Here is a 24,322-nt window from a genome sequence, read left to right as displayed (position 1 = left end):
ATTGTAATCATATACCTTTATGAAAAGCCAATATGGTAATCTAAAAATAGACGGTATAGACAAAGAGATTCTTCGTAACCTTATGGAAGATGCGCGAAGACCTATCCTCGAAATTGCCAGAAAAATTGGTATTTCGGGTGCTGCTATTCACCAAAGATTAAGAAAACTAGAAGCTTCAGGTCTTATCGCAGGATCTAAATTTATTATCGATCCAAAAATATTAGGATACAAGACTATGGCTTTTGTCGGAGTGTACTTAGATAAAGCTGTCAGCAACCCTAAAGCGGTTAGACAGTTAAAAGATATCCCTGAAGTTATCGAATGCCATTACACCACTGGAAATTGGTCGATTTTTATTAAAATCCTTTGTAAAGACAATGAACACTTGATGAATGTATTGAATAAAGAAATACAAGCCATTGAAGGTGTTTCAAGAACAGAAACATTTATATCTTTAGACCAACAAATAAGCAGACAGATCAAAATATGACAATCAAGATTAGTCCTTTTACTATTGGCTTAATAGGATTTCATCTTTTATTCTTGATAATAAAAATTTTCATTGGAGATTTTTTCTTAATGGATTCCTATGAATATTATGAATTAGCTAAGAACATTTTAACTGATTTCGAATTCTACTCAAGAGATTTGAATGACGCTATAGATTACCGACATTATACAAAAAGACCTCCTTTATATAGTATATTTATCATTATCTCTTCTTTATTTTTAAAAACCAAAATAGGGATATTACTGTGTCAAAATCTTATTTCCATATGCAGCATATTACTGATCAAAAAAGTGTTTGAGGAAAATAATTTCAAAATAAACAATGGTCTATTTTTCTTTTTTATTATTACATCTATAAATCAATTCATATACAGCAATCTTATAATGAGTGAGATTTTTTTTCAATTCATTATAGTACTGCTCGTCTATAGATTGCATCAGTGCTTAAAAAACCCTTCTTGGAAAAATATCCTTTGGTATCAAATAGTTATAATACTATTGTTTCTAACAAAACCTGTTTTTTATTTATTTATAGTTCCTAATATTCTTATCACCTATTTACTATATAAAAAAACCAAAATCCGATTTAGCCCTCTTAGCGCTATCCTACCAATCCTAATTTTTATTTTATACTCTTCATGGAATTTTAAAAGAACCGGAAGCACTGATTTTTCAAGCATTCAGAACATTAATTTATTAGAATGGAATCTGAAATACTTTCATGAGAATAAATTCGGTGCAGAAAAAGCTAAAACAATTTCTGATCAAATCAAACAAGATGCAATAGCAATTAATAGTTACAAAAAGCAACAAGATTTTATAAAAAGAGAAGTGATCTCGTATCTAAAAGATGACATCGTAGGCTACGGTATATTTCACGCAAAAGGATGTGTACGAATATTTATAGATCCGGGTAGATTTGATTTATTTAATTTTTTCAAAATGCATTCTGAGAACCCAGAAATTGGTCTACTACACCATATTAATAACAAAGGTATTCGAGGAGCAATAACCTTTCTAAAAAACCAACCGATACCCCTTCTTTTTATCTTGAGTATTATTTTGATTTTTAACCTCTTAAAAGGCGTTGGATTTATTTGGTTTTGGATAAAGAATTATCGTGAAACAAGTTTCATATTAGCAACAATATTATTTATTATTTTATATATCGTTGCACTGACAGGTCCTTTGGGAGCTTCAAGATTTTTCGTACCTATTCTGCCTAGTTATTTAGTTATATCCGTATTAGGCTTTAGTAATTTAACAACTTCACTAAAGAGTTACTACACAGAGAAAAAAGAAAGAAATTATTGAATTAATACATCCTTAACTTCACCATCTTCCTGATATTCTGTATCTGTATTAATTTTCCATAAATCAATTTTGGTGTTGTTTACGATATTCTCTGCTGCTAGGATTCCCATTAAAATAGAATGATCCTGATTATTATATTTAAAAGCACCATATCTACCTATTGGAGTTAATTTGTCTATCCCAATAAGATAATCTTCTATAACATCAAGATGCTCACGATATCCTATTTCGTATACAGGATAACATTTAGGAACTCGTACAATCTTGGTATTTTCTATTATTTCTGTCTCTCCTATTAATTTTAGAGTTTTCAGCTCTTTGATAGCTATATCGCTAAGATATTGATCCTTTTCTTTCCATATTGGGTCTGCATCAAAAGCCCAAAATTCTAAACACAGAATAGTGCTGTTTTTACCTTTATTTAAACTTGGACACCAATTCCTAAAATTGGTAATTCTCCCATGTCTAACTTCTGGAGAATGCACGTAAATCCAATTATCCTCAAATAAATCATCTCTATCTATCTCTAAATACACCAAAATTGTGTTTCTAAAATATAACTTATTAGAGGCATCTAAAACCGACTTTGGAACAGAACCTATTCCTTTGAGCAAAGAGGTTAGCGGCATAGATGATATTACATAATCGGCTTCGTGTTTCTCTCCATCAACTGTTATTACTCCTTTACACTGATTATTCTCTATAACAATACTCTGAACAGGTTTATTTTTATGTATAACTCCACCGTTATCTTCGACATAACTTGCTGAACGCTCATATAGAGTACCTGTACCATTTTTAGGATATGAAAACTCATCCACCAAAGTTTTATGTTTATTTCCTTTATTTCCCTTTAAGGCGTTCCACACCGCTTCAAATAAAGAGAGTCCTTTTATTCGTTGTGCAGCCCAATCAGCATCAATTTTAGAGCAGGGTATACCCCACAATTTTTCTGTATAATATTTAAAGAAAATAGTATATAGCTTTTTTCCAAAACGATTAGTAACCCATTTTTCGAAGGTTTCCGGATTTCTAATTGGGAATATGCGCTGTTTTCCGTAATAAAATAGAATACTAAAAATAGTAGCAATTGATAAATTGCTCAATACATTTAATAATTTAAGAGGGTAATCAAAAAACCTTTTTTTGTAATATATCCGCGTAAGACGACTTACTAATGTATAATCTTCTTTTATTATTTCATCAAAAAAATTATTGATTTTAGGTTCTTTAGAAAAGAATCTATGAGGTCCTAAGTCAACTCTTTGTCCCCAAAGATCAAAACTTCTAGACATTCCTCCAATATACGGAGATGCCTCAAAAACCACTACATCTATATCATTTTTACTAAGCGTATAAGCGGCGCTTAATCCTGCCGGTCCAGCACCAATGACAATTACCTTTTTCACCAATTTATTTTATATATATAAAATTAGTGCCAAAAGATACTGAAATAAAAACAAGACAAAGCCTAATATCTTTCTATATTACCTAATCTCTTCTCCCTAAAAACATAGATATAAAATAAAGCAATGTGGCTAATGATCCTAAAGCAGCTACTAAATACGTTCTTGCCGCCCATTTTAATGCATCTTTTGCACCAGCGTATTCTTCTTGATTAACGATTCTATTATCTTCTAACCAAGCTAACGCACGATTACTAGCATCATACTCCACCGGAAGTGTAATAAAAGCAAATAATGTAGTCACTGCAAACAAAATAATACCTATTAGAAAGATTGTATTTCCTAGTAAAGAACCTGTAAAAGATAATCCTAAACCAACCATGATAACAAGGTTAGACAATTTACTAGCAATACCTACCGCTGGAACGATCTTAGATCTCATTGTAAGCCAACTATATGCTGTTGCGTGTTGCACTGCATGACCAACCTCATGAGCTGCTACGGCTGCAGCGGCTGCATTTCTTTGGCTATACACTACCTCACTTAAATTAACTGTTTTATTTCTCGGATTATAGTGATCCGTTAATTGTCCTTTAGTCGAAATAACCTTTACATCACGTATCCCATTATCATCCAACATTTTTTGAGCAATCTCAGCCCCACTCATTCCATTTTGTAAGTGTACATTAGAATAATGCTTGAATTTACTTTTTAGCTTATTACTAACATAAGAACTTACTAAGAAGATAACCCCTGCTATTACATAATATCCCATCATAATTAAAAACTTTTTGTTATTAAATTTACAACAATAAAAGCAAAAACCTCGCCATAAAGACGAGGTTTTCAGTTAAATAAACTTGAGTTAGCCAATAAGTCGAGTTTAACTTAAATAGTTATTTACATCTTCCAGAGGAAGGTTAAATGCTTCTGAAATAGCAGGATACACAACATCTCCATTGATTACATTTAATCCTTTTTTAAGAGGTTCGTTATCTGCACAAGCTGCTTTCCAACCTTTATTTGCTAATTGGATAGCATATGACAAAGTTACATTTGTAAGTGCCAAAGTTGACGTATAAGGTACTGCTCCTGGCATATTTGCTACAGAATAATGCACCACATCATCTATAATATAAACTGGATCTTGATGTGTAGTTGGTTTTGTAGTTTCAAAACACCCGCCTTGATCTACAGCTACATCTACCAATACCGTTCCTGTTCGCATATCTTTAAGCATATCACGAGTGATAAGCTTAGGTGCTTTTGCTCCTGGTATTAATACACCTCCAATAATTAAATCAGACGTTTTTATATGTTTACGAACTGTATATTCGTTTGAGAATTCAGTATTTACGTTAGCTGGCATTACGTCATCTAGGTAACGTAATCTTTTCATACTAATATCAAGAATAGTTACATCAGCTCCCATTCCTGCTGCCATCTTAGCTGCTTGAGTACCTACTACACCACCACCAAGAACTAATACCTTAGCTGGAGCAACTCCAGGCACACCACCAAGAAGAATTCCTCTTCCTTTTAATGGTTTCTCCAAATATTTAGCTCCTTGTTGGATCGACATACGTCCCGCTACTTCACTCATCGGTGTAAGCAATGGCAAACTACGATCAGGATCTTCTACTGTTTCGTAAGAAATACAAACCGATCCATTCTCGATCATAGCTTTTGTTAAAGGCTCACTTGATGCGAAATGGAAATATGTGAATAATAACTGATCTTTCTTGATCAATTTATATTCTGGTTCTATAGGCTCCTTCACCTTTATAATCATTTCTGCCGTTGCATACACCTCTTCTATAGTAGGTAATATTTTTGCACCAGCTTCAATATATTCTTCATCACTAAAACCACTCTGAAGACCAGCATTTTGCTGAATGAAAACAGTGTGACCATGTCCAACGAGCGCCATTGTACCAGCAGGTGTAACACCTACTCTGTTCTCGTTATTCTTGATTTCCTTAGGAACACCAATTATCATATTCTTATTTTTGGGTCGAAAATAGAAGTTTTCTTGAAATAAACCAATAAAATACACTTAAAAAATATCTTATCCGTAATTTAACAAAACTTAGCAAAACTTGTTAAAAAACAATCAGGATTGGTAGTTTTCTTTAGTTTTTATAGCGAATTTTAAAATAGAGTAATAAAAAGCCTGATATCAAAGTAATCAGATTACATAAAATTATAGGTAAACTTTTTATCAAAAGACCATAACCCAACCAACATGATACTCCGATCACAAAAATTAATAACATCGACAGTGATAAACTTTCTGCAGATTTAGTCTTCCAGGTTTTATACACTTGTGGCAAAAAAGCAGCTGTAGTCAAAGTTGCTGCAACAAATCCAAGAATTTCTACCGAGTTGATCATATCTGTTACTAAAAAAGTCATAAACTTATTATAGTCACACTGAACCTGTCGAAGTATTACAACACAAAAGTCTTCGACAGGCTCAAACTGACATAAATTTCTTTCTAAGAACTACCCAACAACATTTACAATCTTACCTGGCACTACGATCACTTTTTTAGGTGTTCGTCCATCCAATTGTTGTTGTGTTTTTTCGTGTGCCATAACTGCAGCTTCAATATCCTCTTTACTTAAATCCAAAGGAAGTTCCATTGTAAAACGCATCTTACCATTAAAGGATATAGGATATTGTTTTGTGCTTTCTACCAAATGTTTTTCCTCAAAAATTGGAAAAGCAGCTGTAGCTATAGATTCATTATGACCTAATTTATTCCATAATTCTTCTGCTATATGCGGAGCATATGGAGAAACTAGTATCAATAATGGTTCTAAAATTTCTTTGCTATTACATTTCTGAGCAGTTAATTCATTTACTGCAATCATAAAGGTACTTACCGAAGTATTAAAAGAAAAGTTCTCTATATCTTCTTCTACCTTTTTAATGGTTTTATGTAAGGTCTTTAAATTATCCTTTGTAGGTTCTGCATCCGTTACACCAAAAGCATCTCCATTATGGTATAGTTTCCATAATTTCTTTAAAAATCCATGTACACCAGTAATTCCTGCTGTATTCCAAGGTTTTGCTTGCTCTAATGGCCCTAAGAACATTTCGTATAATCGTAAACTATCGGCTCCATATTGATCGCAAACACCATCCGGATTTACTACATTAAACCATCTTTTGGACATTTTTTCTACCTCTCTCCCGACAATGTACTTACCATTTTCAAGTTCAAATTCTGCATCCTTAAATTGCGGTTGCCAATTTTTTAAATCCTCAGGCAATAACTCATCAGATGCATTTATCATATTAACATCCACTCTAAGTTCCTCTACATCGTACTGATCTTTCAATCCTTTGGAAACATATTTATTCGTGCCACTGATCCTATAAACAATAGCACTAGTGCCCAAAATCATTCCTTGGTTGATTAGCTTCTTCGCAAATTCATCCACAGGAACAATTCCTCTATCAAATAAAAATTTCTGCCAGAAACGTGCATATAATAAGTGACCAGTTGCGTGCTCACTTCCTCCTATATATAGATCTACTTCTTTCCAGTAGTTAATTGCATCTTGCGAAAAAACCTCATCTTCGTTATTAGGGTCTATATATCTATTAAAATAATACGAACTTCCCGCCCAACCCGGCATAGTATTTAACTCCAAAGGAAAAACTGTATCATGATCTATAAAATCATTAGATACGACTTCATTTTTAGTAGTATCCCAAGCCCAAACATCTGCTCTACCTAATGGCGGTTCACCTGTTTCGGTTGGTAAATATTTTTCTACTTCAGGTAATTCTATTGGTAAATGTTTTAGCTCAATCATTTGCGGCATACTGTCTACATAATACACCGGAAACGGCTCTCCCCAATATCGCTGACGACTAAATACAGCATCACGCAATCTATAATTGATTTTACCTTTTCCTTGACCTAACTTTTCTAATTCGTAAATCGCAGTTTTTACTGCTTTTTTATACTTTAATCCATTTAAGAAATCAGAATTAGCAATGATGGTATTGTCTTTATCCGCAAACGCTTCTTCAGAAATATCTACTCCTTCAAAAATATTAGGAATATCAATATCAAAGTGTTTTGCAAAATCATAATCACGTTGATCTCCACAAGGTACAGCCATTACAGCTCCTGTACCATATCCTGCTAACACGTAATCGCCAATCCAGATTGGCACAGGTTCTTTTGTAAATGGATGCTCTGCGTAAGCACCTGTAAAAACCCCACTGATTGTTTTTACATCAGCCATACGATCACGTTCACTACGTTTTGCTGTAGCTTCTATATATGTATTTATCGCTTCTTTTTGTTCGGGAGTAGTAATTTTAGCTACCAATTCATGTTCTGGAGCCAATGTCATAAAACTTACACCAAAAATAGTATCGGGACGCGTAGTAAAAACATCGATCACCTCATCATGACCTTTTACATTAAAGGTTACACTTGCTCCTTCTGAACGACCAATCCAATTCGTTTGAGAATCTTTTAGAGGCTGTGGCCAATCAATCGTATTTAATCCGTCAATTAAACGTTGTGCATATGCAGAAATACGCATACTCCATTGCGTCATCTTTTTACGGATCACCGGATAACCGCCACGTTCAGAAACTCCATTAACGATTTCGTCATTTGCTAACACTGTTCCTAATTGCGGACACCAGTTCACCTCTGTTTCAGCAAGATAGGTTAATCTATATTTTAATAATACTTCTTGTTTTTCTTTAGATGAAAAAGCATTCCAACCTTCAGACGTGAAAACAATCACATCTTCATCACATACTGCATTAATATTTGTATTTCCTTCTTCGGAAAACAATTGTTCTAATTCAGAAACTGACCTTGCCTTATCAGCATCATTATCATACCAAGAATTAAAAAGCTGAATAAAAATCCACTGTGTCCATTTATAAAATGTAGGATCACTCGTTTTAACTTCTCGACTCCAATCAAAAGAAAAACCAATTTTATCTAATTGTTGACGATATCTAGCAATATTATCCTTGGTAGTGATTGCAGGATGTTGCCCAGTCTGGATAGCATATTGCTCTGCTGGCAACCCAAATGAGTCATATCCTTGCGGATGTAATACATTGAAACCTTTGTGACGTTTATATCGAGCATAGATATCACTAGCAATATATCCTAATGGATGCCCAACATGAAGTCCAGCTCCTGACGGATAAGGGAACATATCAAGTACATAATATTTTGGTTTATCGCTGTTATTTTCAGCTTTAAACGTTCCATTCTCTGCCCAATAGGCTTGCCATCTGGCTTCAATCGTATTAAAATCGTAACTCATGATCTGAAATTAAGACCGCAAATTTACGATTTTATGCGAGTTAAGTATACTTTTTTATCTTAGTTTTTAGCCTTTCTAGCTTTTGCTTCCATTGGTTGTAAACAACTATAAACAAATGCGTTTGTAGGTGTCTCTACGCCTAGTTTTTTACCTTCTTTTACAATAAATCCATTAAAATTATCTAACTCTGAAGGCTTACCCTCCATAATATCCCGCTGTGTAGAGGCTGTTGCAGTATATGGCTGTTTACCAATAAAATTCATAATTCCTTCTACAATGTTTGGTGGCATTGCAACTTCTTTTTTTAGAGCGACTTGATATATCTCCAGAACAGTATTTCTAAGCATTTTATTCAATTCTGGATGCGCATACATTTCTCCTATTGTCGCTCTAGTTAATGCTCCTAAACCACTAACGGTAGCAATGAACATAAATTTACTCCAGATATCTCCTTGAATATTCTCTGAAACTTTATTCTTAAACCCTGCTTTATCAAAAACTTCTTTTACTTTTAATAAACGCTCCGAAGTATTTTCATTTAATTCTCCAAAAATTACCTCTGGAGCATGACCGAAATGTGAAATAACTCCAGGAGATTCAATTTTGCTATAAATCTTACACAACCCTCCCAAAACATATTTTGGATCAATGACAGACATTACTTTTTCAGCATTATCTGCGCCATTTTGAAGGGGAATTACAATAGTATCTTCTTTTAGCATTGGCTTAATAAGTTCTGCAGCTTCTATAACCTGCCAAGATTTAGTACAGATCAATATCAGATCCGCCTTATCAACTTTTTTGATATCATCCGTTACAAGAAAAGGCTTAGTTTCGAAATCGCCATCAATACTTTTAATCTTTAATCCATTATTAAGTATTGCTTGAAGATGGGTTCCTCTAGCAATCATAGATACTTTTTGTCCAGAATGAGATATTTTACCTCCGAAATATCCTCCAACACCACCAACACCAATAATTACTGTATGCATATTTATGGATTATTTGATCAAATGAGGCAATCCCTAATTTAAGCATTAGACCATTATTAAAATTCCTTTGTACGGAATATACTCTTTATTAAGATTTCAAAAAAAGAAAATGGCGATAATATCAATTACCACCATTTTATCACTTAATAAAAATCTTTACTTTAACAAAGTTGAGAAGCAGTAGTATGGCAGAGTGCTCTGCGACTTGCTAGACTAATTCCTCCTCCTTTAATCTTATTTAAATTAAGTAAAGAAATCTTTGTTTTTTTAAGCTTTAACGTTTTGATGTCTTTTTTCATAATGGTTTTAAGTTTTAGTGAATTATAAATTTAACACCCAATCTTATCACATATTAACAATTGAGCGTTTTGGTTTATTTAATGTTGAAGTTCTACTTAAATCTGTGGAATTACGAAACAAAATAAAATAACCTGACAGAGTTTTAGTATCCAAAAGACATTTTAGACAAACATATAGTTAAAACCGAAAAATTTTTACTCTTATTATTCGTTATCCAAATAGTAAAAATTAATTACACCTCTTAATATCGAGATCCTGTTTTAGTAACAGGATTAATTTATTATTTTTACCTGCAAAACAAATCTCTATGGGCTCATCTTTCGAAAAATATCAGAAGCGTAGACTAATATCCTCTTACTTCTCTGTGGTGATTAGTATCTCTCTGGTACTTTTCCTTTTAGGTTTATTAGGGCTTTTGGTATTAAACACTAAAAAAGTAGCTGATCACTTTAAAGAAAAAATTGCACTTACCATTTATTTAAAAGATACTGCAAAAGAAGTAGAGATAAAACAGATGGAAAAAAGTTTAGCACTTGCAGAATACACAAAATCAACTACCTACATTTCTAAGGAAGAAGCGGCCGAAGAGCACAGCAAAGATATAGGAGAGAATTTTATGGATTTTCTTGGTTATAATCCTTTACAAAATTCAATTGATGTTTATCTTAAAGCTGACTTTGTAGATCAAGTAAAAATTGATGAAATTACTACTACTATTACCAAAAAAGATTTTGTTGACGAAGTAACATATGATAAGCCTCTAATTTCTTTGTTAAATGATAATATCAAGAAAATAAGCTTTTGGGTATTACTAATTAGTGGGATTTTTACTTTTATCGCAGTACTTTTAATTAATAGTTCTATACGACTTTCCGTTTATTCTAAACGATTTATTATTAAGACTATGCAGATGGTAGGAGCCACGAAAAGATTTATACGCAAACCTTTTGTTTGGAAAAGTGTTCGTTTAGGAATGATAGGTGCTATTGTTGCTCTAATTGGTGTTGCTGTAGTTTTATATTATTTAGATAAGGCTTTTCCGGAACTAACATTGCTTAGTGATAAAATATTATTGATAGGTTTGTTCGGAGGAGTTTTTGGGATTGGAATTTTAATTACCTGGATTAGTACTTTTTTTGCTACCCAACGTTTCCTAAATCTGAGAACTGATGAATTATATTATTAAAGAGTAAATTCATGAAACCAATTTATTGGAACGTTGACCCAGAAATCACAACTCTTTTTGGTGTTTTTCCATTAAAATATTATGGATTGTTATTTGTAATAGGACTGCTATTAAGCTACCGAATTCTAAAAAAAATATTTATTACAGAAAACATTTCTTTAAAAAACCTGGATACACTTGCTAACTTTATATTTATTGGCACGCTAGTAGGTGCAAGATTAGGACATTGTTTATTTTACGATTTTGAATATTTCTCGCAACACCCTTTAGAAATTTTCCTCCCATTTAAAATATCCTCCAATGGTTGGAATTTTACTGGTTTTACAGGTCTTGCCAGCCATGGCGGTGCGATTGGAATTTTAATCGCCATTACAATTTTTATAAAAAAGACCAAACTACCTTTTTTATGGATTATGGATAAAATAGCCATTGTAATTCCTATTGGATGTGCTTTTATTAGATTTGGCAACTTTATGAATTCAGAAATCTATGGCAAACCAACCAATAGTAATTATGGAGTTGTTTTTATGAAAGATGATTTAATCGCTAGACACCCTACTCAATTGTACGAAGCCTTTTCTTTTCTAACTATTTTTGTAATTCTGTGGTTTATAAATAAAAAGAAAACATTCTTTAACCAAAATGGAGTTGTATTTGGTATATTTTTGATTTTAATGTTTTCTGCTAGATTCATCATAGAATTTTCTAAAGAGAATCAGGTAGCTTTTGAAGATAGTATGGTATTAAACATGGGGCAAATGCTTAGTATTCCATTTATTGTTGCTGGTACAATTTTAATAATTTTGAAAATCAAGAAAACAGAAGTAGTTACTTCTCAAACTTAAAGCATATGAAAAAATTAGGAAAAATATGGTTTGCTTGTGCTTTTATTCTTTTTATAGTTTTTATAACAATTGCTTTTCAAACCTTTAAACCTATACAAAATGTACAACCAGATGATGTAATAAAAATAACAGGAGTTGTTTCAAAAATAGAAGAACGAAGTGGTTTTGATATTGCCATCACTTTAGAAAACGATCCTCATTACTATTATATCAATCGTGGATTAGAATATGGATTAACTATAGAAAAGTTACAAGATCAAATACTAAATAAAAAAGTGGTTTTGTATCCTATTCATAGATGGACTATATTTACACCTGACAAGATCATGGGACATATAGCTAAACTAATGATTGATGATCAGGTAATTTTTAATGAAATTAACAACGACATTCATGAGCAAACATTCTAACAATACTTCAGTGCACAAACCGGATTTTGTTTTTGGTAAAAAGAACTATGTAGTAATGGCTATCGGAATTGCAGTAATTGCACTAGGATTTATTCTTATGGCAGGAGGAGGAAGTGACGATCCTAACGTTTTTAATCCTGACATCTATAGTTTTAGAAGAATCCGATTAGCTCCTATGGTCGTTTTAATTGGTTTTGGAATTGAGGTCTACGCTATTTTATTGAATCCTGACAAGAAGAAAAACTAACAAACAAACAATTTCTATTCTGGTAATTATATATTTGCATCGAAATTTACAAATTGTTCCTTATGGAAACTATTGATGCGATTATTTTAGGTGTTATTCAAGGGCTTACAGAATTCTTACCTGTTTCTTCTAGTGGCCATTTAGAACTTGGCAAAGCTATTCTTGGTGATGAAAGTGTCCCAGAAGAATCATTACTGTTTACAGTAGTCTTACATTTTGCAACTGCGCTTAGTACTATTGTTATATTTAGAAAAGATATTTTTCAAATTATCAAAGGTCTTCTACAATTCAAAAGGAATGATGAAACCATGTTTTCTTTAAGAATTATAGTATCAATGATTCCCGCAGTATTAGTTGGTTTATTTTTTGAAGAACAATTGGAACAACTTTTCGGAGGAAATATTCTTCTAGTAGGTTTTATGTTAATTATTACCGCAATCCTTTTATGGCTAGCTGATAAAGCTAAGGATACCAATAAGATAGTTACTACATCTAATGCATTTGTTATAGGAATCGCGCAAGCGATTGCTATGCTACCTGGAATTTCCCGAAGCGGTGCTACCATTTCTACTTCTGTATTACTTGGTAATGACAAAACAAAAGCGGCTCGATTTTCCTTCTTAATGGTAATTCCATTAATTTTTGGTAAAATTGGAAAAGACCTACTAAGTGGAGATTTAAATTTTTCTGCAGAAAACAATACACCTTTAATTCTTGGGTTCATTGCTGCATTTATATCAGGCCTTTTTGCCTGTACTTGGATGATTTCTTTAGTAAAAAAGAGTAAATTATCATATTTTGCCTTATATTGTGTTATTGTTGGCGTTGTAGCCATCATTTTTGGTTTTATTAAATAGCCCCCAATAATGTTAACCGAACAAGATTATAAAGACGGTCAAGTCCTTTTGATCGACAAACCTTTACAATGGACATCCTTTCAGGTTGTTAACAAACTTCGTTGGTTAATTCGTAAAAATTTTGGGATTAAGAAAATAAAGGTAGGACATGCAGGAACTTTAGATCCTCTTGCTTCTGGATTACTTATTATATGTACCGGTAAATTCACAAAAAGAATACAAGAATTTATGGGGCAAACCAAGGAATATACTGGAACTATTACGCTAGGAGCAACCACTCCTTCTTATGATTTAGAAACAGAAGTTGATCAAACTTTTCCTATAGATCATATTTCGGAGGAAATAATACACACCACCACAAAACAATTTATTGGTGAAATCGAACAATATCCTCCTGTTTTTTCTGCTTTAAAAAAAGATGGAAAACGACTCTATGAATATGCTCGAGAAGGAGAAGAAGTAACAATCGCATCTAGAAAAATTACAATTACAGAATTTGAAATTACAAGAATAGAATTACCCGAAGTAGATTTTAAAGTAGTCTGCGGAAAGGGAACATATATTAGATCATTAGCACACGATTTTGGAAAAGCATTGAAAAGTGGTGGTCACCTAAGTGTTTTAAGAAGAACTAAAATAGGTGAATTCTCGGTACATGATGCTATCAGTCCAGAAACATTTGAGAAACAGCTACGTACAGAAATTGAAACCGCATAAAATATTGTAACAGAAAAGTAGTTATAGATACCTATGGAATTTATAGAAAGACATAAAGCCTTAATAATCACATCAATGTTGATGGGTATTTTCGTTTTGACACTCTATAATATCAACATGGTCAACAAGAAAAAGGAACAATCTGAGATTCTTATGGAAATTCCAGAAGAATTAATGGAAGAACTTACCAAGGAAGAAGAACCAGAAATTCCCCAAGAAGAAGATCGACAATTGATAGCTTCTAAAAGGACTCATGATGCCTTTAATGAAGATTTTGAGGATTCTGAAGATTTCGAACAAAGAATAAAATCCCTTACCGAAACTGCAGAAGCAACAGAAGAAACCTCCAACAGTGATCAACTTACCGAAGGACAAGAGGCAATCGAAGAAGACATCACAACTGAAGAAGTTCCTGAGGCAAAAAAAGAAGAAAAACCAATTACTGAAGAGGTAAACAATCGAAATAGCTCCGTTACCTTTACCTTAAAAGGAAGAGAAAAAAAGGATATCCCTAATCCGATTTATACCTGTAATGGAAGCGGAAAAGTTGTTGTAAAAATTGAGGTGAACCAAAACGGCTATGTAACTGATGCAAAAATTGACAAAAAGAAATCCACTACTAGGAATGAATGTCTTTTTGACAATGCTTTGGACTATGCGCAAGATGCTCTATTTTCTTCTTCAGATTTAAAAGAACAAAAAGGATTTATTACCTATTACTTCAATTATGGAGGGTAAACTATAATAATTTCAACAAATCTTCTGCCACATTTTGTCCTTTATCCTTATTATACCAAACTTGTAAATCTTGTTTAAATTGTGGATCTAAACCTCCATGCTTCTCTTTATAATCGTTTACCATTTTAGTAGCAACAGATGGTCTTGGTCCCCAAGTATTTAATACTTGTTGTGTATCTTTGTTATATGCTATTAACTTAGGTATGGATTTTCCACCATTAGTTAAAAAATTATTCATTAACTCATCATTATCATCTCTGGATACAATTCTAAGATCAATCCCTTCATTCATCTCAGAAAGCTTATTGATTACTGGTAAGGATTGCGCAGCATCACCACACCAACCTTCTGTAAGTACTAACCAAGTAATATTTGTTTCCGCTTTTGAAACTGTATCGGCTATGGTTTCATTAATTTTTATAGTCTTATCTAATCGTTTCATTCTACGATCATTTAACATACTATAATTAGTAAGTGCTTCAGATTGTTCGTGTCCGGTTGATTTTCCTTCAGCTAACAAACTGCTCACTATATTTCTATATTCTTGATAAGAATAGGAGTTCTCTATTCCTCCTTCTATTAATTCATTTATTGTCATTGTAGTTGTATCCATGATTATTTGCTTATATCTTACACAATAGGACGATATAAAAGCTTAAAACTTACAAATAGTGTGCTATAACGAATAACCAAATAGCTTTTCAAAAATACATTTTATGCTTCATTTATTATTTAGATAAAATTATCTTTTTCAGTAAATGACAACTTTGAATTCATAAAAAAACAATTTCCTATCAATTCAAAATATATATTAGAATAATGTATTTTTAAAAAATCAAAAATCAAATCATGGAAAAACATAGATGTGGTTGGTGTGTTGGAGATTCTTTATATGAATCCTATCACGATAATGAATGGGGAGTTCCTCTACACGATGAGCGTCTTCTATTTGAATTTTTAGTTTTAGAAACATTTCAAGCTGGATTAAGCTGGATTACCATTCTTAGAAAACGAGAAAATTTTAGAGTTGCTTTTGACAACTTTGATTATAAAATCGTAGCCCAATATAATGAGTCTAAAAAAGAAGAATTGCTTCAAAATGCAGGGATTATTAGAAATAAATTAAAAGTAAATTCCGCAATTACCAATGCTCAAAATTTCATGAAAATCCAAGAAGAGTTCGGAAGTTTTGACTCTTATATCTGGGGATTTATAGACAGCAAACCTATTGTAAATAAATGGAACCATCATAAAGAATGCCCTGCTACCACCGAAATTTCTGACATTATTAGTAAAGATTTAAAAAAACGCGGTTTCAAGTTTGTTGGATCAACGGTTATTTACGCATTTATGCAAGCCATCGGAATGGTAAATGATCACACTATAGATTGTTTTAGATACAATGAAGTTTAAAAAATGGCTGGCGAAAAGAATTTAACCACACTTATTCAAAAAATGACTCCAGAACTACAACCTGGAGTGTATGTTTTTACAACAGTAAAAACAACAGATTTAATTGAAAGAAAAGATATTATCTGTGAGTTCAAAGAACAAAAAGGAATTACACTAGTTTTAAAACGCGAAACAGCTGATAATCTTAACTTAAAATACGAATTTATTGCCTCTTGGATAACACTAAAAATTCTTTCTTCTCTTGATGCAATTGGGTTTACTGCAATTTTTTCTGCAGAATTAGCAGCTAATGAAATAAGTTGCAACGTGATCGCAGGTTATTATCACGATCACATTTTCGTTAACACGAAGGATGCAGAAAAAACAATTGAGATTCTTAAAAGATTATCGCAAAACTATCCGAATAAAAACTGATTACTCTATAATTTCACTCCGTATGATAGATCCCCAGAATCGCCTAATCCAGGAATAATATAACCTTTACTATTTAATTTTTCATCTATGGCAGCGATCCAAAGATGCGTATTTTTTGGAAAAACATCCTTAATATATTCTACACCCTTGCGAGAGCCAATAACAGATATGATATGAATTTGCTTTGGTTCTCCATGACTTTTCATAGCGTTTATAGTGTTCTCTAATGTTTTTCCTGTGGCAAGCATAGGATCCGCTAATAACAGTGTTTTATTTTCTAAAGAAGGAGATGCTAGATAATTAACAATCACTTCAAAATCATCAGTATCATCAACATGATCTCTATAAGCAGATATAAATGCATTTTCTGCAGTATCAAAATAATTAAGCAGTCCCTGATGTAAGGGCAAACCTGCTCGTAAAATAGAACATAAAACCAATTCTTTTTCTGGTACAGAAATTTCTCTATTGCCTAGTGGCGTTTGAACACTCTTTGTAGTGAATTCTAAAGTTTTACTTAACTCATAACCTAAAACTTCTCCTATGCGCTCTATATTTTTTCTAAAACGCATCCTATCTTTTTGGATCACTTGATCCCTAATTTCACCAATAAATTGATTTAAAATAGAATTTTCTGTTTCAAGATTGTGAATAATCATACTAAGTAAAATTTAATAGATATAAAACTACTTTAAATATTCCATAAAAGCATCTCTTGGGATTTCTTTTGCTCCTAAACTTTCTAAATGATCAGTGTGAACCTGACAATCTACCAATTGCACTCCTTTTATCTGTAAAAACTCAATTAACTTAATAAACCCATATTTAGATGCATTACTTACTTTAGAAAACATACTCTCTCCACAAAATATTTTTTTGTCTTCTAACCATATACCATATAAACCACCTACTAATTCGGATCCTTGCCATACTTCTGTAGAAACTGCGTAACCTTCCTGATGAAGTAATGTGTATGCATGTTTCATATCTGATGTTATCCAAGTACCTAATTGATCAGGACGACTTATAGTTGCACAATTACTAATTACTTGGTCAAAGTTTTTATTAAAAGTAACTTCGAAGGAATTCTTTCGAAGTAGTTTTCTCATACTTTTACTAATTTTAAGATCTTCCGGAAAAAGAACCATTCTGGGGTCAGGACTAAACCATAAAATTGGTTGATCATCATCATACCAAGGAAAAATACCATTATAGTATGCGTGTAACAATCTAGGGATAGAAAGATCTCCTCCTACCGCCAATAACCCGTCTTTATTAGTCGCAGATACGGGTGGAAAATCTATGGAATCATTAAGTATATACAAATCTGAATGCTCTAACGTTTCTACAACGTTAAATATCAATTAGTTGTTTGAATTGACCAAAAAAATCGCAATATTTGTTAGAACCTTTTAAGATAAATTTTGTTCATCATTGCTTTTTTGAGTTTTATTAAAAGGTTAACCTAAAACCACAATATGAAAAGTCCGATACTAATGTATCGGACTTTTTACTTTTATACTAGGTACTAGGACAAGCCTAGTGCTAATCTATATGTATTGATTTACCTAAAATGGTAAATCATCATGATCTTCTTCCTTAAGGTTTGTTGCAGGTTCAAACGCATCTGCTGGTGGCATAGGAGCTGAACCAGAAGGAGCAGCTGCCTGTAAGTTTTCTATTCTCCATCCTTGGATTGAGTTAAAATATTTAGTTTCTCCTTGAGGATTCACCCATTCACGACCACGCAAATTGATACTTATTTTTACATCTTGACCTACCTGAAAGCTGTTTAATAAATCACATTTATCCTGAACAAACTCTACCATTATATGTTGCGGATATTGTTCTTCTGTAGTAACCACTATCTCACGCTTTCTGAAACCATTGTTTCCAAAAGTTTGTGTCTCACCGACCATCTTTACTTTACCTTGTACTTCCATCTTTTTAATTATTGTATTGCTGCTAAAATATTCCAGGCAGTATAAATATCATCCATATCTAAATACTGCTGTGCAAATTTATGAATTTCTATTAGGTTAGCATCCTGAATTTTATCCTTAATATCAGTATTGTTATTAACAAAATCTTGAACCTCAACATTTGTAGGTATTCTCTGTACATTACCTAATTTTCCTAAATCATTTCCAGTAAACACAGTACTATTTTTTACATTATCGGGCAAAGCATCTATACCTATACCGATGGTACTTAAAGGTTTTGGAACCTCAAACATACCCATATTGGCTCTTGTGTACCAATTACCACCCATACGAGCAACTTGATCAATTTTATATTGATCAATCTTACCATCATTATCAAGTATCTCTTTTTTAACATGCATTAGTAACACTTCGCAAATAACAAGGTTCCCAGCACCTCCTTCATTCCCCAAAGAAACTATCTCATTCACTTTACACTCAAACTGAACAGGAGCTTCTGCTACTCTAAACGATTTTATCTTTTCGGATGGCAACATCGTTAAACCAGCTTTATCGAACTCATTTACACCTTCAGGATACTCAGTGCTAGACAATGACATTTGCTGAACAATATCATAATTAACAATATTGATAACCACTTCCTTTGAAGCTATGCTATTTTCTAAAGTATGCTTAGTCGAATTATCTCTTACTCTTCTTGCAGGCGAAAAAATAAGAATTGGCGGATTAGCACTAAAAACATTAAAAAAACTAAACGGCGAAAGGTTAGGATTACCATCTTCATCGATAGTACTTGCAAAAGCGATAGGCCTAGGGCCAATTGCTCCAAGCATCATTCCATGTAATTTTCCTGTGGAAACTTCTGAGGGATCTATACGTATCATAAATAAAATCTATTACACAAAGATACTTAAACTTTATAGCTCTTAGGCTTCAATCGATTGGTTTTACTTACCTTAGTTTAGAAACAATAAATTAGTTTTAAAACGTTTATATTTAGAGTTTGGTAACACATTTTTTATGAATTTTTCTGATGAACGTAATCTAGCTAGTTACTTTATAATATTTGCGGTTCTTGTAATTACAGGTCTTGTACTATGGAACACATCTTTATTTCTTCAACGATTAAAAAAGGATGAAAATATTAAAATGCAAGTTTGGGCGCAGTCGTTTAAGGCATTAAGTAGTTCTGGAATAGACGGATCTAGTGATTTAAGTCTAGATGAATATTTAGAATTATCTAACCTTATTAATCGTACCAACACTACTATTCCAACAATAATTACAAATTCTGAAGGTGATTTTATTAAAAGTCCATCAGGAGAAATAAATATCGCAAGTACCACACTTAACCTACCAGACAATGTTACTGAAGAAGAACTCGTTGATTATTTAGCACGAATGAAATCTGAAAATGAGCCGATAGTATTAGATCTTAAAGGAACGGTGCAATATGTGTATTATGGAAATTCTTCTATTCTTAATAAATTAAAATATTACCCAATAGCAATTGCTTTAATAATCTTTCTATTAATTGGTGTTATTTATTTCTTCTTTACCACCTCTAAAGCTAGCGAACAAAATAAGCTCTGGGCAGGTATGGCTAAAGAAACTGCTCATCAAATTGGAACACCTCTTTCTTCTTTAGTTGGATGGAATGAAATTTTAAAAGTAGAACATGTTAATCCCGAATATATAGTAGAAATAGAAAAAGATATTTCTAGATTAAAAGTTATTACAGAGCGTTTTTCTAAAATTGGATCTATTCCCAAATTAGAAGAAGTAGACATTGTACAAGAAACGAGTGAAGCATATACTTATCTACAATCTCGAAGTTCTAAGTTGATTAATTTTTCAATTAATTTACTTGAAAAACCAATTCCGGTTCATTTAAACTCTCAGTTATATAGCTGGACTATTGAAAATTTAGTTAAAAATGCAATTGATGCCATGCGCGGTAAAGGGGATTTAAATATTGATTTATCAGAGGACTCCAAACGAGTATACATTAGAATTACAGATACGGGAAAGGGAATTCCTAAAAGTAAGTTTACTAAAATATTTGAACCTGGTTATACCTCTAAAACTAGAGGTTGGGGACTTGGTCTTTCGCTAGCTAAAAGAATCATTGAGGATTATCACTCTGGTAAAATTAGAGTTTTAAGATCGGAAATAGGCAAGGGCACTACTTTTCAGATTACATTAAGTAAATCTGATACTGTTAGTATAACATAATTCTCTTATAAACGTTATAAGCTACAAACCTTATAAAGTGAAAACCGAGTATATTGTTTTAAAAGAAACTGTTCTAAATAATAATTGTCCTGAATGTTATTCTACAGAAAGCTTATTACTTTCATTTAAGCAAAAGAAATCATTTTCTAAACTTTTTGTCAAAACTAAGAAAGAAGTTATTGAAAGCATGGATTGCAAAAAATGTGAAACTACTATTTTTCCAGGACGTTGGACAGATGATATCGAAAGAGTATATAATTATCACAAAAAAACCATTAACCTAAAACCATCAGGAATTAAATTTACTGGGTTATTTTACCTAATAGTTACTTTAGTAATTGTTATAGGAGTTGTATTAGGTATATTTCTTCTACGCCCAGAACTTTTTCAAATGTAATATTGTATTACTCATATTGACTCATTATTTCTCGTAATTCATCTGGGATACTAAAAGTCTTATCTATATTAAAATCAAAACAAACGGCTACATCATTACCTATAGCGCATAATACTTCATTATCGTTATAAAGTTCATGATACAATCCAAAACTAGAGTTTTTTATAAACGCTACTCTGGTTTTAATCAATACATTTCCAGGAAAGAAAAGTGGGTTTTTAAAATCACATTTTGTAGAAACAAGCATCGGTCCTTTCTTAGTTTCGGTATGTAATTTGGCCAATCCAGAAACTTCCCAAAACTGAACGCGAGCACTTTGCATATACTTCATGAAATTCACATTATTTACATGCTGATACGTATCCATTTCACTCCAATCAATTCTTAATTGTAGCGACAATTTAAATTCTGAAGTAGTACTCATTTTATAAATTCGATTGAATCTTTTCGGCTAATATTTCAAATTCATCTTTGGTCATGGCTACTTTCGATTGAAAAGTCATCTCTTTCATTTCATTAATCGGTATTAAATGAACGTGAACATGGGGTACTTCTAGACCTACTACTGCAATACCAACTCTCTTACAAACAACAGATTTTTCAATTGCCTTAGCTACTTTTCGAGAAAAACGCATTAATTCGATATAAGTTTCTTCATCGAGATCAAATATTTTGTTTTCTTCTTTTTTAGGAATACATAAGGTATGCCCTTTTGCATTTGGATTTATATCCAAAAAAGCATAAAAATGCTCATCCTCAGCGACTTTATAAGAGGGTATTTCGCCATTAATAATCTTAGTGAACAGGGTAGACATCCGTTAAAACTTTTAGTTGGTTTATTAAAACGGAATATAGGATATTTCTGGCAAAATAAAGGTCATAAAAAAACCTTTCTCATTTTTTTAAGAAAGGTTTTCGTAACTACCTGTAATATTTTACTCTCGTGTAATTTCTACAACATCAAATTTCATAATCCCATTAGGGACTTGAATTTCTGCTACTTCTCCCACACTTTTTCCTAAAAGACCTTTTCCAATAGGCGAATCAACAGATATCTTACCTGTTTTAAGATCAGCCTCACTCTGCGCAACTAACTTATATGTCATTTGTGCGCCATTCGTTTGGTTTTTAATTTTAACTGTAGAGTGTATTAATGCTTTTGAGGTGTCTAATTGAGATTCATCAATTAAACGCGCTCCAGATAATGTTGCTTCTAATTTAGAAATTCTCATCTCTAGTAACCCTTGTGCTTCTTTGGCCGCATCATACTCAGCATTTTCACTTAAATCCCCTTTATCACGAGCTTCTGCAATAGCCTGCGACGCCTTTGGTCTCTCTATATCTTTAAGGTTATTTAATTCGTCTCTTAACTTTTTTAGCCCTTCTGCAGTGTAATAAGATACTTTGCTCATAACTTCATCGTTTATATAAATACAAAAAATCCCACGGCTATGGGACTTTAACTATAAACAAATATAATAAAAAATAATACCGAATCACATTTTTACTTAATTTGGTCATTTAAAAAATTGCACTTGGATTAGTAAAGAATATCTTTCTTTATTATTAATACAACAAAAAATGAAAAAGATAATATTAGTAGTTTTTATTTCAGTATTTATTCTCTCCTGTAGTAACGATGATGGGCGTTCTAATAATCCTAATCTCCCTTCTATTGGTTTTAATCATACGGTAAATTTAGACTTGCCACAATTTAACGAGCTTAAATTTCCTGGAAACTTCGAAGTAATCAGAATTGAAGGAGTAGGGATAAAAGGAGTTATTATTTATAATATAGATAACACTTTGTATTCTGCTTTTGAATTGAGTGATCCTAATATCACTCCTAGTAGCTGCTCTGCATTAAGCGTAACAGGGATTAGAGCTGAATCTAATTGTGGAAATGATAATGCTTATGAAATTATTAATGGACAACAATTAGAAGGAGAAGGAGGGTTTCCTCTTTTAAGATATCAAATTAGAAGAGAAGGAAATATTTTAGTCGTTTCTAATTAATAGGTGGACAAACCATCTTTTAAATTAATTAAATGAAGGTCATCCCTATACTCACGGATAATTTCGATCGCTTTTTTACTACGTAAACCAGATTGACAGCAAACTACAATTGATTTTTTATTGTTTAGCTCAGAAGTTTTGGTGGATATCGTATCTAAAGGGATATGAATACCTCCAATATTATAATGCTCAAATTCTTTTTGAGACCTAACATCTAGAATTTGATAGTTTTCTAAATTTTTCTTTAGTTCAGTAGCAGAAATTTCCTTGAAAGTATTTGATTTAATACCACAGAAAAAATCATAGTCGTCAACCAATTGATCTATATAGATATTTTCATTTTTATTAAAGCTTAATATTTGCTGTTGTAAGGTAAGGGCGTCAAAATAGAGTAATTTCCCTTTTAAAACTTCTCCTATACCAACGATTATTTTAATAGTTTCATTTGCTTGAAGGTTTCCTATAATTCCGGGTAATATTCCCAAAACTCCTATATCCGAACAATTTGGAACAGCACCTTCTTCTGGAGGGTTAGGAAATAAGCATCGATATGTAGGACCATTTTCATAATTCAATACAGAAACTTGTCCTTGAAATTTAAATATAGAACCAAATACTAACGGCTTATCAGTAATCACACACGCGTCGTTTACTAAATACCTAGTTGGAAAATTATCACTTCCGTCTACGATAATATCATACTCGGAAAAAAGTTCTAATGCATTATCATTATCCAATTTTTCTTCATATACTTTAAAAAACACAAAAGGATTTAGTTTTGATAATTTTTCTGAAGCTACCTTAGCTTTTGATTTTCCAATATCATCTACCGTATATAAAACTTGTCTTTGAAGATTTGTTTGGTCAACAACGTCGTTATCTATAATCCCAATAGTGCCAACACCGGCAGCAGTAAGATACTGTAAAATAGGGCAGCCCAATCCTCCTGCGCCAATCACTAAAACCTTAGCCGACTTTAATTTTTCTTGGCCTTCTAAACCTATCTCATTTAATAAAATATGACGGCTATATTGTATTTTTTCTTCTTTATCTAGCATTTTACG

Annotated in this window: 30 protein-coding genes; 14 read left to right on the top strand and 16 right to left on the bottom strand. The window is 32.3% G+C overall.

Going from position 1 to position 24,322, the window contains the following annotated elements; translation table 11 throughout:
• Window positions 1-19: 19 nt before the first annotated feature.
• A complete protein-coding gene (locus H526_RS0121090) occupies window positions 20-490 on the top strand; it encodes an Lrp/AsnC ligand binding domain-containing protein (RefSeq protein ID WP_027394851.1) in 471 nt (156 codons plus the stop codon).
• On the top strand, window positions 487-1,824 hold the full coding sequence (locus H526_RS0121085; RefSeq protein WP_027394850.1) for an ArnT family glycosyltransferase: 1,338 nt from the start codon (window positions 487-489) through the stop codon (window positions 1,822-1,824). The genes H526_RS0121090 and H526_RS0121085 overlap by 4 nt, the downstream gene beginning before the upstream one ends.
• Here the strand turns inward: H526_RS0121085 and H526_RS29750 are convergent.
• The 7 genes from H526_RS29750 to H526_RS31900 form a co-directional block, all read right to left on the bottom strand.
• A complete protein-coding gene (locus tag H526_RS29750) occupies window positions 1,818-3,233 on the bottom strand; it encodes an FAD-dependent oxidoreductase (RefSeq protein WP_035086164.1) in 1,416 nt (471 codons plus the stop codon). The two genes, H526_RS0121085 and H526_RS29750, sit on opposite strands and share 7 nt — an antisense overlap.
• Window positions 3,234-3,315: 82 nt before the next feature.
• A complete protein-coding gene (locus H526_RS0121075) occupies window positions 3,316-4,008 on the bottom strand; it encodes a zinc metallopeptidase (protein ID WP_027394849.1) in 693 nt (230 codons plus the stop codon).
• 105 nt (window positions 4,009-4,113) lie between these two features.
• Entirely contained in the window at window positions 4,114-5,229 is a 1,116-nt protein-coding gene (gene ald / locus H526_RS0121070; protein WP_027394848.1) for an alanine dehydrogenase, read from the bottom strand.
• 133 nt (window positions 5,230-5,362) lie between these two features.
• Window positions 5,363-5,644 carry a SemiSWEET transporter gene (locus H526_RS0121065; protein WP_233557452.1) on the bottom strand — a complete coding sequence of 94 codons (282 nt, stop codon included), beginning with the start codon at window positions 5,642-5,644 and terminating at the stop codon, window positions 5,363-5,365.
• Between the two features lie 90 nt (window positions 5,645-5,734).
• Entirely contained in the window at window positions 5,735-8,548 is a 2,814-nt protein-coding gene (gene leuS, locus H526_RS0121060) for a leucine--tRNA ligase (RefSeq protein ID WP_027394846.1), read from the bottom strand.
• Between the two features lie 59 nt (window positions 8,549-8,607).
• Window positions 8,608-9,540, bottom strand: a complete 933-nt coding sequence (locus H526_RS0121055; protein WP_027394845.1) for a ketopantoate reductase family protein — start codon at window positions 9,538-9,540, stop codon at window positions 8,608-8,610.
• A 161-nt stretch (window positions 9,541-9,701) separates the two neighbouring features.
• A complete protein-coding gene (locus H526_RS31900) occupies window positions 9,702-9,839 on the bottom strand; it encodes a hypothetical protein (RefSeq protein ID WP_155839740.1) in 138 nt (45 codons plus the stop codon).
• A gap of 308 nt (window positions 9,840-10,147) precedes the next feature.
• On the opposite strand from H526_RS31900, the gene H526_RS0121050 reads away from it, so the two are divergent.
• The 7 genes from H526_RS0121050 (at window position 10,148) to H526_RS31155 (ending at window position 14,840) form a co-directional block, all read left to right on the top strand.
• The gene (locus H526_RS0121050; RefSeq protein WP_027394844.1) at window positions 10,148-11,026 is read left to right on the top strand and encodes a cell division protein FtsX; all 879 of its coding nucleotides are present in this window, start codon (window positions 10,148-10,150) and stop codon (window positions 11,024-11,026) included.
• A gap of 11 nt (window positions 11,027-11,037) precedes the next feature.
• Window positions 11,038-11,871, top strand: coding sequence for a prolipoprotein diacylglyceryl transferase (lgt, locus tag H526_RS0121045; protein ID WP_027394843.1), 834 nt, complete (start codon window positions 11,038-11,040; stop codon window positions 11,869-11,871).
• 5 nt (window positions 11,872-11,876) lie between these two features.
• On the top strand, window positions 11,877-12,281 hold the full coding sequence (locus H526_RS0121040; protein ID WP_051336263.1) for a hypothetical protein: 405 nt from the start codon (window positions 11,877-11,879) through the stop codon (window positions 12,279-12,281).
• Window positions 12,265-12,528, top strand: coding sequence for a DUF3098 domain-containing protein (locus H526_RS0121035; RefSeq protein ID WP_027394841.1), 264 nt, complete (start codon window positions 12,265-12,267; stop codon window positions 12,526-12,528). The genes H526_RS0121040 and H526_RS0121035 overlap by 17 nt, the downstream gene beginning before the upstream one ends.
• Window positions 12,529-12,590: 62 nt before the next feature.
• Window positions 12,591-13,385: an undecaprenyl-diphosphate phosphatase gene (locus tag H526_RS0121030; protein WP_027394840.1), complete on the top strand. Its 795-nt coding sequence runs from the start codon at window positions 12,591-12,593 to the stop codon at window positions 13,383-13,385.
• Between the two features lie 9 nt (window positions 13,386-13,394).
• Window positions 13,395-14,102 carry a tRNA pseudouridine(55) synthase TruB gene (truB, locus tag H526_RS0121025; protein WP_027394839.1) on the top strand — a complete coding sequence of 236 codons (708 nt, stop codon included), beginning with the start codon at window positions 13,395-13,397 and terminating at the stop codon, window positions 14,100-14,102.
• Between the two features lie 117 nt (window positions 14,103-14,219).
• Entirely contained in the window at window positions 14,220-14,840 is a 621-nt protein-coding gene (locus tag H526_RS31155) for a hypothetical protein (RefSeq protein WP_027394838.1), read from the top strand.
• A 1-nt stretch (window position 14,841) separates the two neighbouring features.
• On the opposite strand, the gene H526_RS0121015 is transcribed toward H526_RS31155, so the two are convergent.
• Window positions 14,842-15,453, bottom strand: coding sequence for a thioredoxin family protein (locus H526_RS0121015; RefSeq protein ID WP_211237853.1), 612 nt, complete (start codon window positions 15,451-15,453; stop codon window positions 14,842-14,844).
• 236 nt (window positions 15,454-15,689) lie between these two features.
• Between H526_RS0121015 and H526_RS0121010 the strand changes: the two genes are divergently transcribed.
• Window positions 15,690-16,253, top strand: coding sequence for a DNA-3-methyladenine glycosylase I (locus tag H526_RS0121010; protein ID WP_027394836.1), 564 nt, complete (start codon window positions 15,690-15,692; stop codon window positions 16,251-16,253).
• A 3-nt stretch (window positions 16,254-16,256) separates the two neighbouring features.
• A complete protein-coding gene (locus H526_RS0121005) occupies window positions 16,257-16,667 on the top strand; it encodes an ACT domain-containing protein (protein ID WP_027394835.1) in 411 nt (136 codons plus the stop codon).
• Window positions 16,668-16,672: 5 nt separating this feature from the next.
• On the opposite strand, the gene upp is transcribed toward H526_RS0121005, so the two are convergent.
• The 4 genes from upp to H526_RS0120985 all read right to left on the bottom strand — a co-directional run bounded on the left by upp (window position 16,673) and on the right by H526_RS0120985 (window position 19,494).
• Window positions 16,673-17,326, bottom strand: coding sequence for a uracil phosphoribosyltransferase (gene upp / locus H526_RS0121000; protein ID WP_027394834.1), 654 nt, complete (start codon window positions 17,324-17,326; stop codon window positions 16,673-16,675).
• 27 nt (window positions 17,327-17,353) lie between these two features.
• On the bottom strand, window positions 17,354-17,992 hold the full coding sequence (aat, locus tag H526_RS0120995) for a leucyl/phenylalanyl-tRNA--protein transferase (RefSeq protein ID WP_027394833.1): 639 nt from the start codon (window positions 17,990-17,992) through the stop codon (window positions 17,354-17,356).
• A 243-nt stretch (window positions 17,993-18,235) separates the two neighbouring features.
• Entirely contained in the window at window positions 18,236-18,610 is a 375-nt protein-coding gene (locus H526_RS0120990; RefSeq protein ID WP_027394832.1) for a DUF3127 domain-containing protein, read from the bottom strand.
• 8 nt (window positions 18,611-18,618) lie between these two features.
• Complete coding sequence (locus tag H526_RS0120985) at window positions 18,619-19,494, bottom strand: flavin reductase family protein (protein WP_027394831.1); 876 nt, start codon at window positions 19,492-19,494, stop codon at window positions 18,619-18,621.
• Between the two features lie 136 nt (window positions 19,495-19,630).
• Between H526_RS0120985 and H526_RS0120980 the strand changes: the two genes are divergently transcribed.
• Complete coding sequence (locus H526_RS0120980; protein ID WP_027394830.1) at window positions 19,631-20,845, top strand: sensor histidine kinase; 1,215 nt, start codon at window positions 19,631-19,633, stop codon at window positions 20,843-20,845.
• Window positions 20,846-20,882: 37 nt separating this feature from the next.
• The gene (locus H526_RS0120975; protein ID WP_027394829.1) at window positions 20,883-21,242 is read left to right on the top strand and encodes a hypothetical protein; all 360 of its coding nucleotides are present in this window, start codon (window positions 20,883-20,885) and stop codon (window positions 21,240-21,242) included.
• Window positions 21,243-21,249: 7 nt separating this feature from the next.
• Here the strand turns inward: H526_RS0120975 and H526_RS0120970 are convergent, their stop codons facing one another.
• The 3 genes from H526_RS0120970 to greA form a co-directional block, all read right to left on the bottom strand.
• Window positions 21,250-21,666 (bottom strand): acyl-CoA thioesterase, encoded by a 417-nt coding sequence (locus tag H526_RS0120970; protein ID WP_027394828.1) that lies wholly within the window; start codon window positions 21,664-21,666, stop codon window positions 21,250-21,252.
• Between the two features lies 1 nt (window position 21,667).
• Window positions 21,668-22,057 carry an HIT family protein gene (locus H526_RS0120965; protein WP_027394827.1) on the bottom strand — a complete coding sequence of 130 codons (390 nt, stop codon included), beginning with the start codon at window positions 22,055-22,057 and terminating at the stop codon, window positions 21,668-21,670.
• 120 nt (window positions 22,058-22,177) lie between these two features.
• Window positions 22,178-22,654: a transcription elongation factor GreA gene (gene greA / locus H526_RS0120960; protein WP_027394826.1), complete on the bottom strand. Its 477-nt coding sequence runs from the start codon at window positions 22,652-22,654 to the stop codon at window positions 22,178-22,180.
• 169 nt (window positions 22,655-22,823) lie between these two features.
• Here greA and H526_RS0120955 point away from each other — a divergent pair, with 169 nt between their 5' ends.
• Window positions 22,824-23,258, top strand: coding sequence for a hypothetical protein (locus tag H526_RS0120955; RefSeq protein ID WP_027394825.1), 435 nt, complete (start codon window positions 22,824-22,826; stop codon window positions 23,256-23,258).
• Here the strand turns inward: H526_RS0120955 and moeB are convergent.
• Window positions 23,255-24,316, bottom strand: coding sequence for a molybdopterin-synthase adenylyltransferase MoeB (gene moeB, locus H526_RS0120950; RefSeq protein WP_027394824.1), 1,062 nt, complete (start codon window positions 24,314-24,316; stop codon window positions 23,255-23,257). The genes H526_RS0120955 and moeB overlap by 4 nt on opposite strands.
• Between the last annotated feature and the right edge of the window lie 6 nt (window positions 24,317-24,322).

It is taken from the genome of Aquimarina latercula DSM 2041 (genome assembly GCF_000430645.1).
In the GTDB taxonomy this organism is placed as follows: domain Bacteria; phylum Bacteroidota; class Bacteroidia; order Flavobacteriales; family Flavobacteriaceae; genus Aquimarina; species Aquimarina latercula.
Note: the sequence above shows the minus strand (reverse complement) of the source record. Positions and strands in the feature narration are given on the sequence as shown.

Coding starts and splice junctions, on each gene's coding strand:
- H526_RS0121090 (WP_027394851.1), top strand. CDS start 20: ATGAAAAGCCAATATGGTAATCTAAAAATAGACGGTATAGACAAAGAG.
- H526_RS0121085 (WP_027394850.1), top strand. CDS start 487: ATGACAATCAAGATTAGTCCTTTTACTATTGGCTTAATAGGATTTCAT.
- H526_RS0121075 (WP_027394849.1), bottom strand. CDS start 4,008: ATGATGGGATATTATGTAATAGCAGGGGTTATCTTCTTAGTAAGTTCT.
- ald (WP_027394848.1), bottom strand. CDS start 5,229: ATGATAATTGGTGTTCCTAAGGAAATCAAGAATAACGAGAACAGAGTA.
- H526_RS0121065 (WP_233557452.1), bottom strand. CDS start 5,644: ATGACTTTTTTAGTAACAGATATGATCAACTCGGTAGAAATTCTTGGA.
- leuS (WP_027394846.1), bottom strand. CDS start 8,548: ATGAGTTACGATTTTAATACGATTGAAGCCAGATGGCAAGCCTATTGG.
- H526_RS0121055 (WP_027394845.1), bottom strand. CDS start 9,540: ATGCATACAGTAATTATTGGTGTTGGTGGTGTTGGAGGATATTTCGGA.
- H526_RS31900 (WP_155839740.1), bottom strand. CDS start 9,839: ATGAAAAAAGACATCAAAACGTTAAAGCTTAAAAAAACAAAGATTTCT.
- H526_RS0121050 (WP_027394844.1), top strand. CDS start 10,148: ATGGGCTCATCTTTCGAAAAATATCAGAAGCGTAGACTAATATCCTCT.
- lgt (WP_027394843.1), top strand. CDS start 11,038: ATGAAACCAATTTATTGGAACGTTGACCCAGAAATCACAACTCTTTTT.
- H526_RS0121040 (WP_051336263.1), top strand. CDS start 11,877: ATGAAAAAATTAGGAAAAATATGGTTTGCTTGTGCTTTTATTCTTTTT.
- H526_RS0121035 (WP_027394841.1), top strand. CDS start 12,265: ATGAGCAAACATTCTAACAATACTTCAGTGCACAAACCGGATTTTGTT.
- H526_RS0121030 (WP_027394840.1), top strand. CDS start 12,591: ATGGAAACTATTGATGCGATTATTTTAGGTGTTATTCAAGGGCTTACA.
- truB (WP_027394839.1), top strand. CDS start 13,395: ATGTTAACCGAACAAGATTATAAAGACGGTCAAGTCCTTTTGATCGAC.
- H526_RS31155 (WP_027394838.1), top strand. CDS start 14,220: ATGGTCAACAAGAAAAAGGAACAATCTGAGATTCTTATGGAAATTCCA.
- H526_RS0121015 (WP_211237853.1), bottom strand. CDS start 15,453: ATGGATACAACTACAATGACAATAAATGAATTAATAGAAGGAGGAATA.
- H526_RS0121010 (WP_027394836.1), top strand. CDS start 15,690: ATGGAAAAACATAGATGTGGTTGGTGTGTTGGAGATTCTTTATATGAA.
- H526_RS0121005 (WP_027394835.1), top strand. CDS start 16,257: ATGGCTGGCGAAAAGAATTTAACCACACTTATTCAAAAAATGACTCCA.
- upp (WP_027394834.1), bottom strand. CDS start 17,326: ATGATTATTCACAATCTTGAAACAGAAAATTCTATTTTAAATCAATTT.
- H526_RS0120990 (WP_027394832.1), bottom strand. CDS start 18,610: ATGGAAGTACAAGGTAAAGTAAAGATGGTCGGTGAGACACAAACTTTT.
- H526_RS0120985 (WP_027394831.1), bottom strand. CDS start 19,494: ATGATACGTATAGATCCCTCAGAAGTTTCCACAGGAAAATTACATGGA.
- H526_RS0120980 (WP_027394830.1), top strand. CDS start 19,631: ATGAATTTTTCTGATGAACGTAATCTAGCTAGTTACTTTATAATATTT.
- H526_RS0120970 (WP_027394828.1), bottom strand. CDS start 21,666: ATGAGTACTACTTCAGAATTTAAATTGTCGCTACAATTAAGAATTGAT.
- H526_RS0120965 (WP_027394827.1), bottom strand. CDS start 22,057: ATGTCTACCCTGTTCACTAAGATTATTAATGGCGAAATACCCTCTTAT.
- greA (WP_027394826.1), bottom strand. CDS start 22,654: ATGAGCAAAGTATCTTATTACACTGCAGAAGGGCTAAAAAAGTTAAGA.
- H526_RS0120955 (WP_027394825.1), top strand. CDS start 22,824: ATGAAAAAGATAATATTAGTAGTTTTTATTTCAGTATTTATTCTCTCC.
- moeB (WP_027394824.1), bottom strand. CDS start 24,316: ATGCTAGATAAAGAAGAAAAAATACAATATAGCCGTCATATTTTATTA.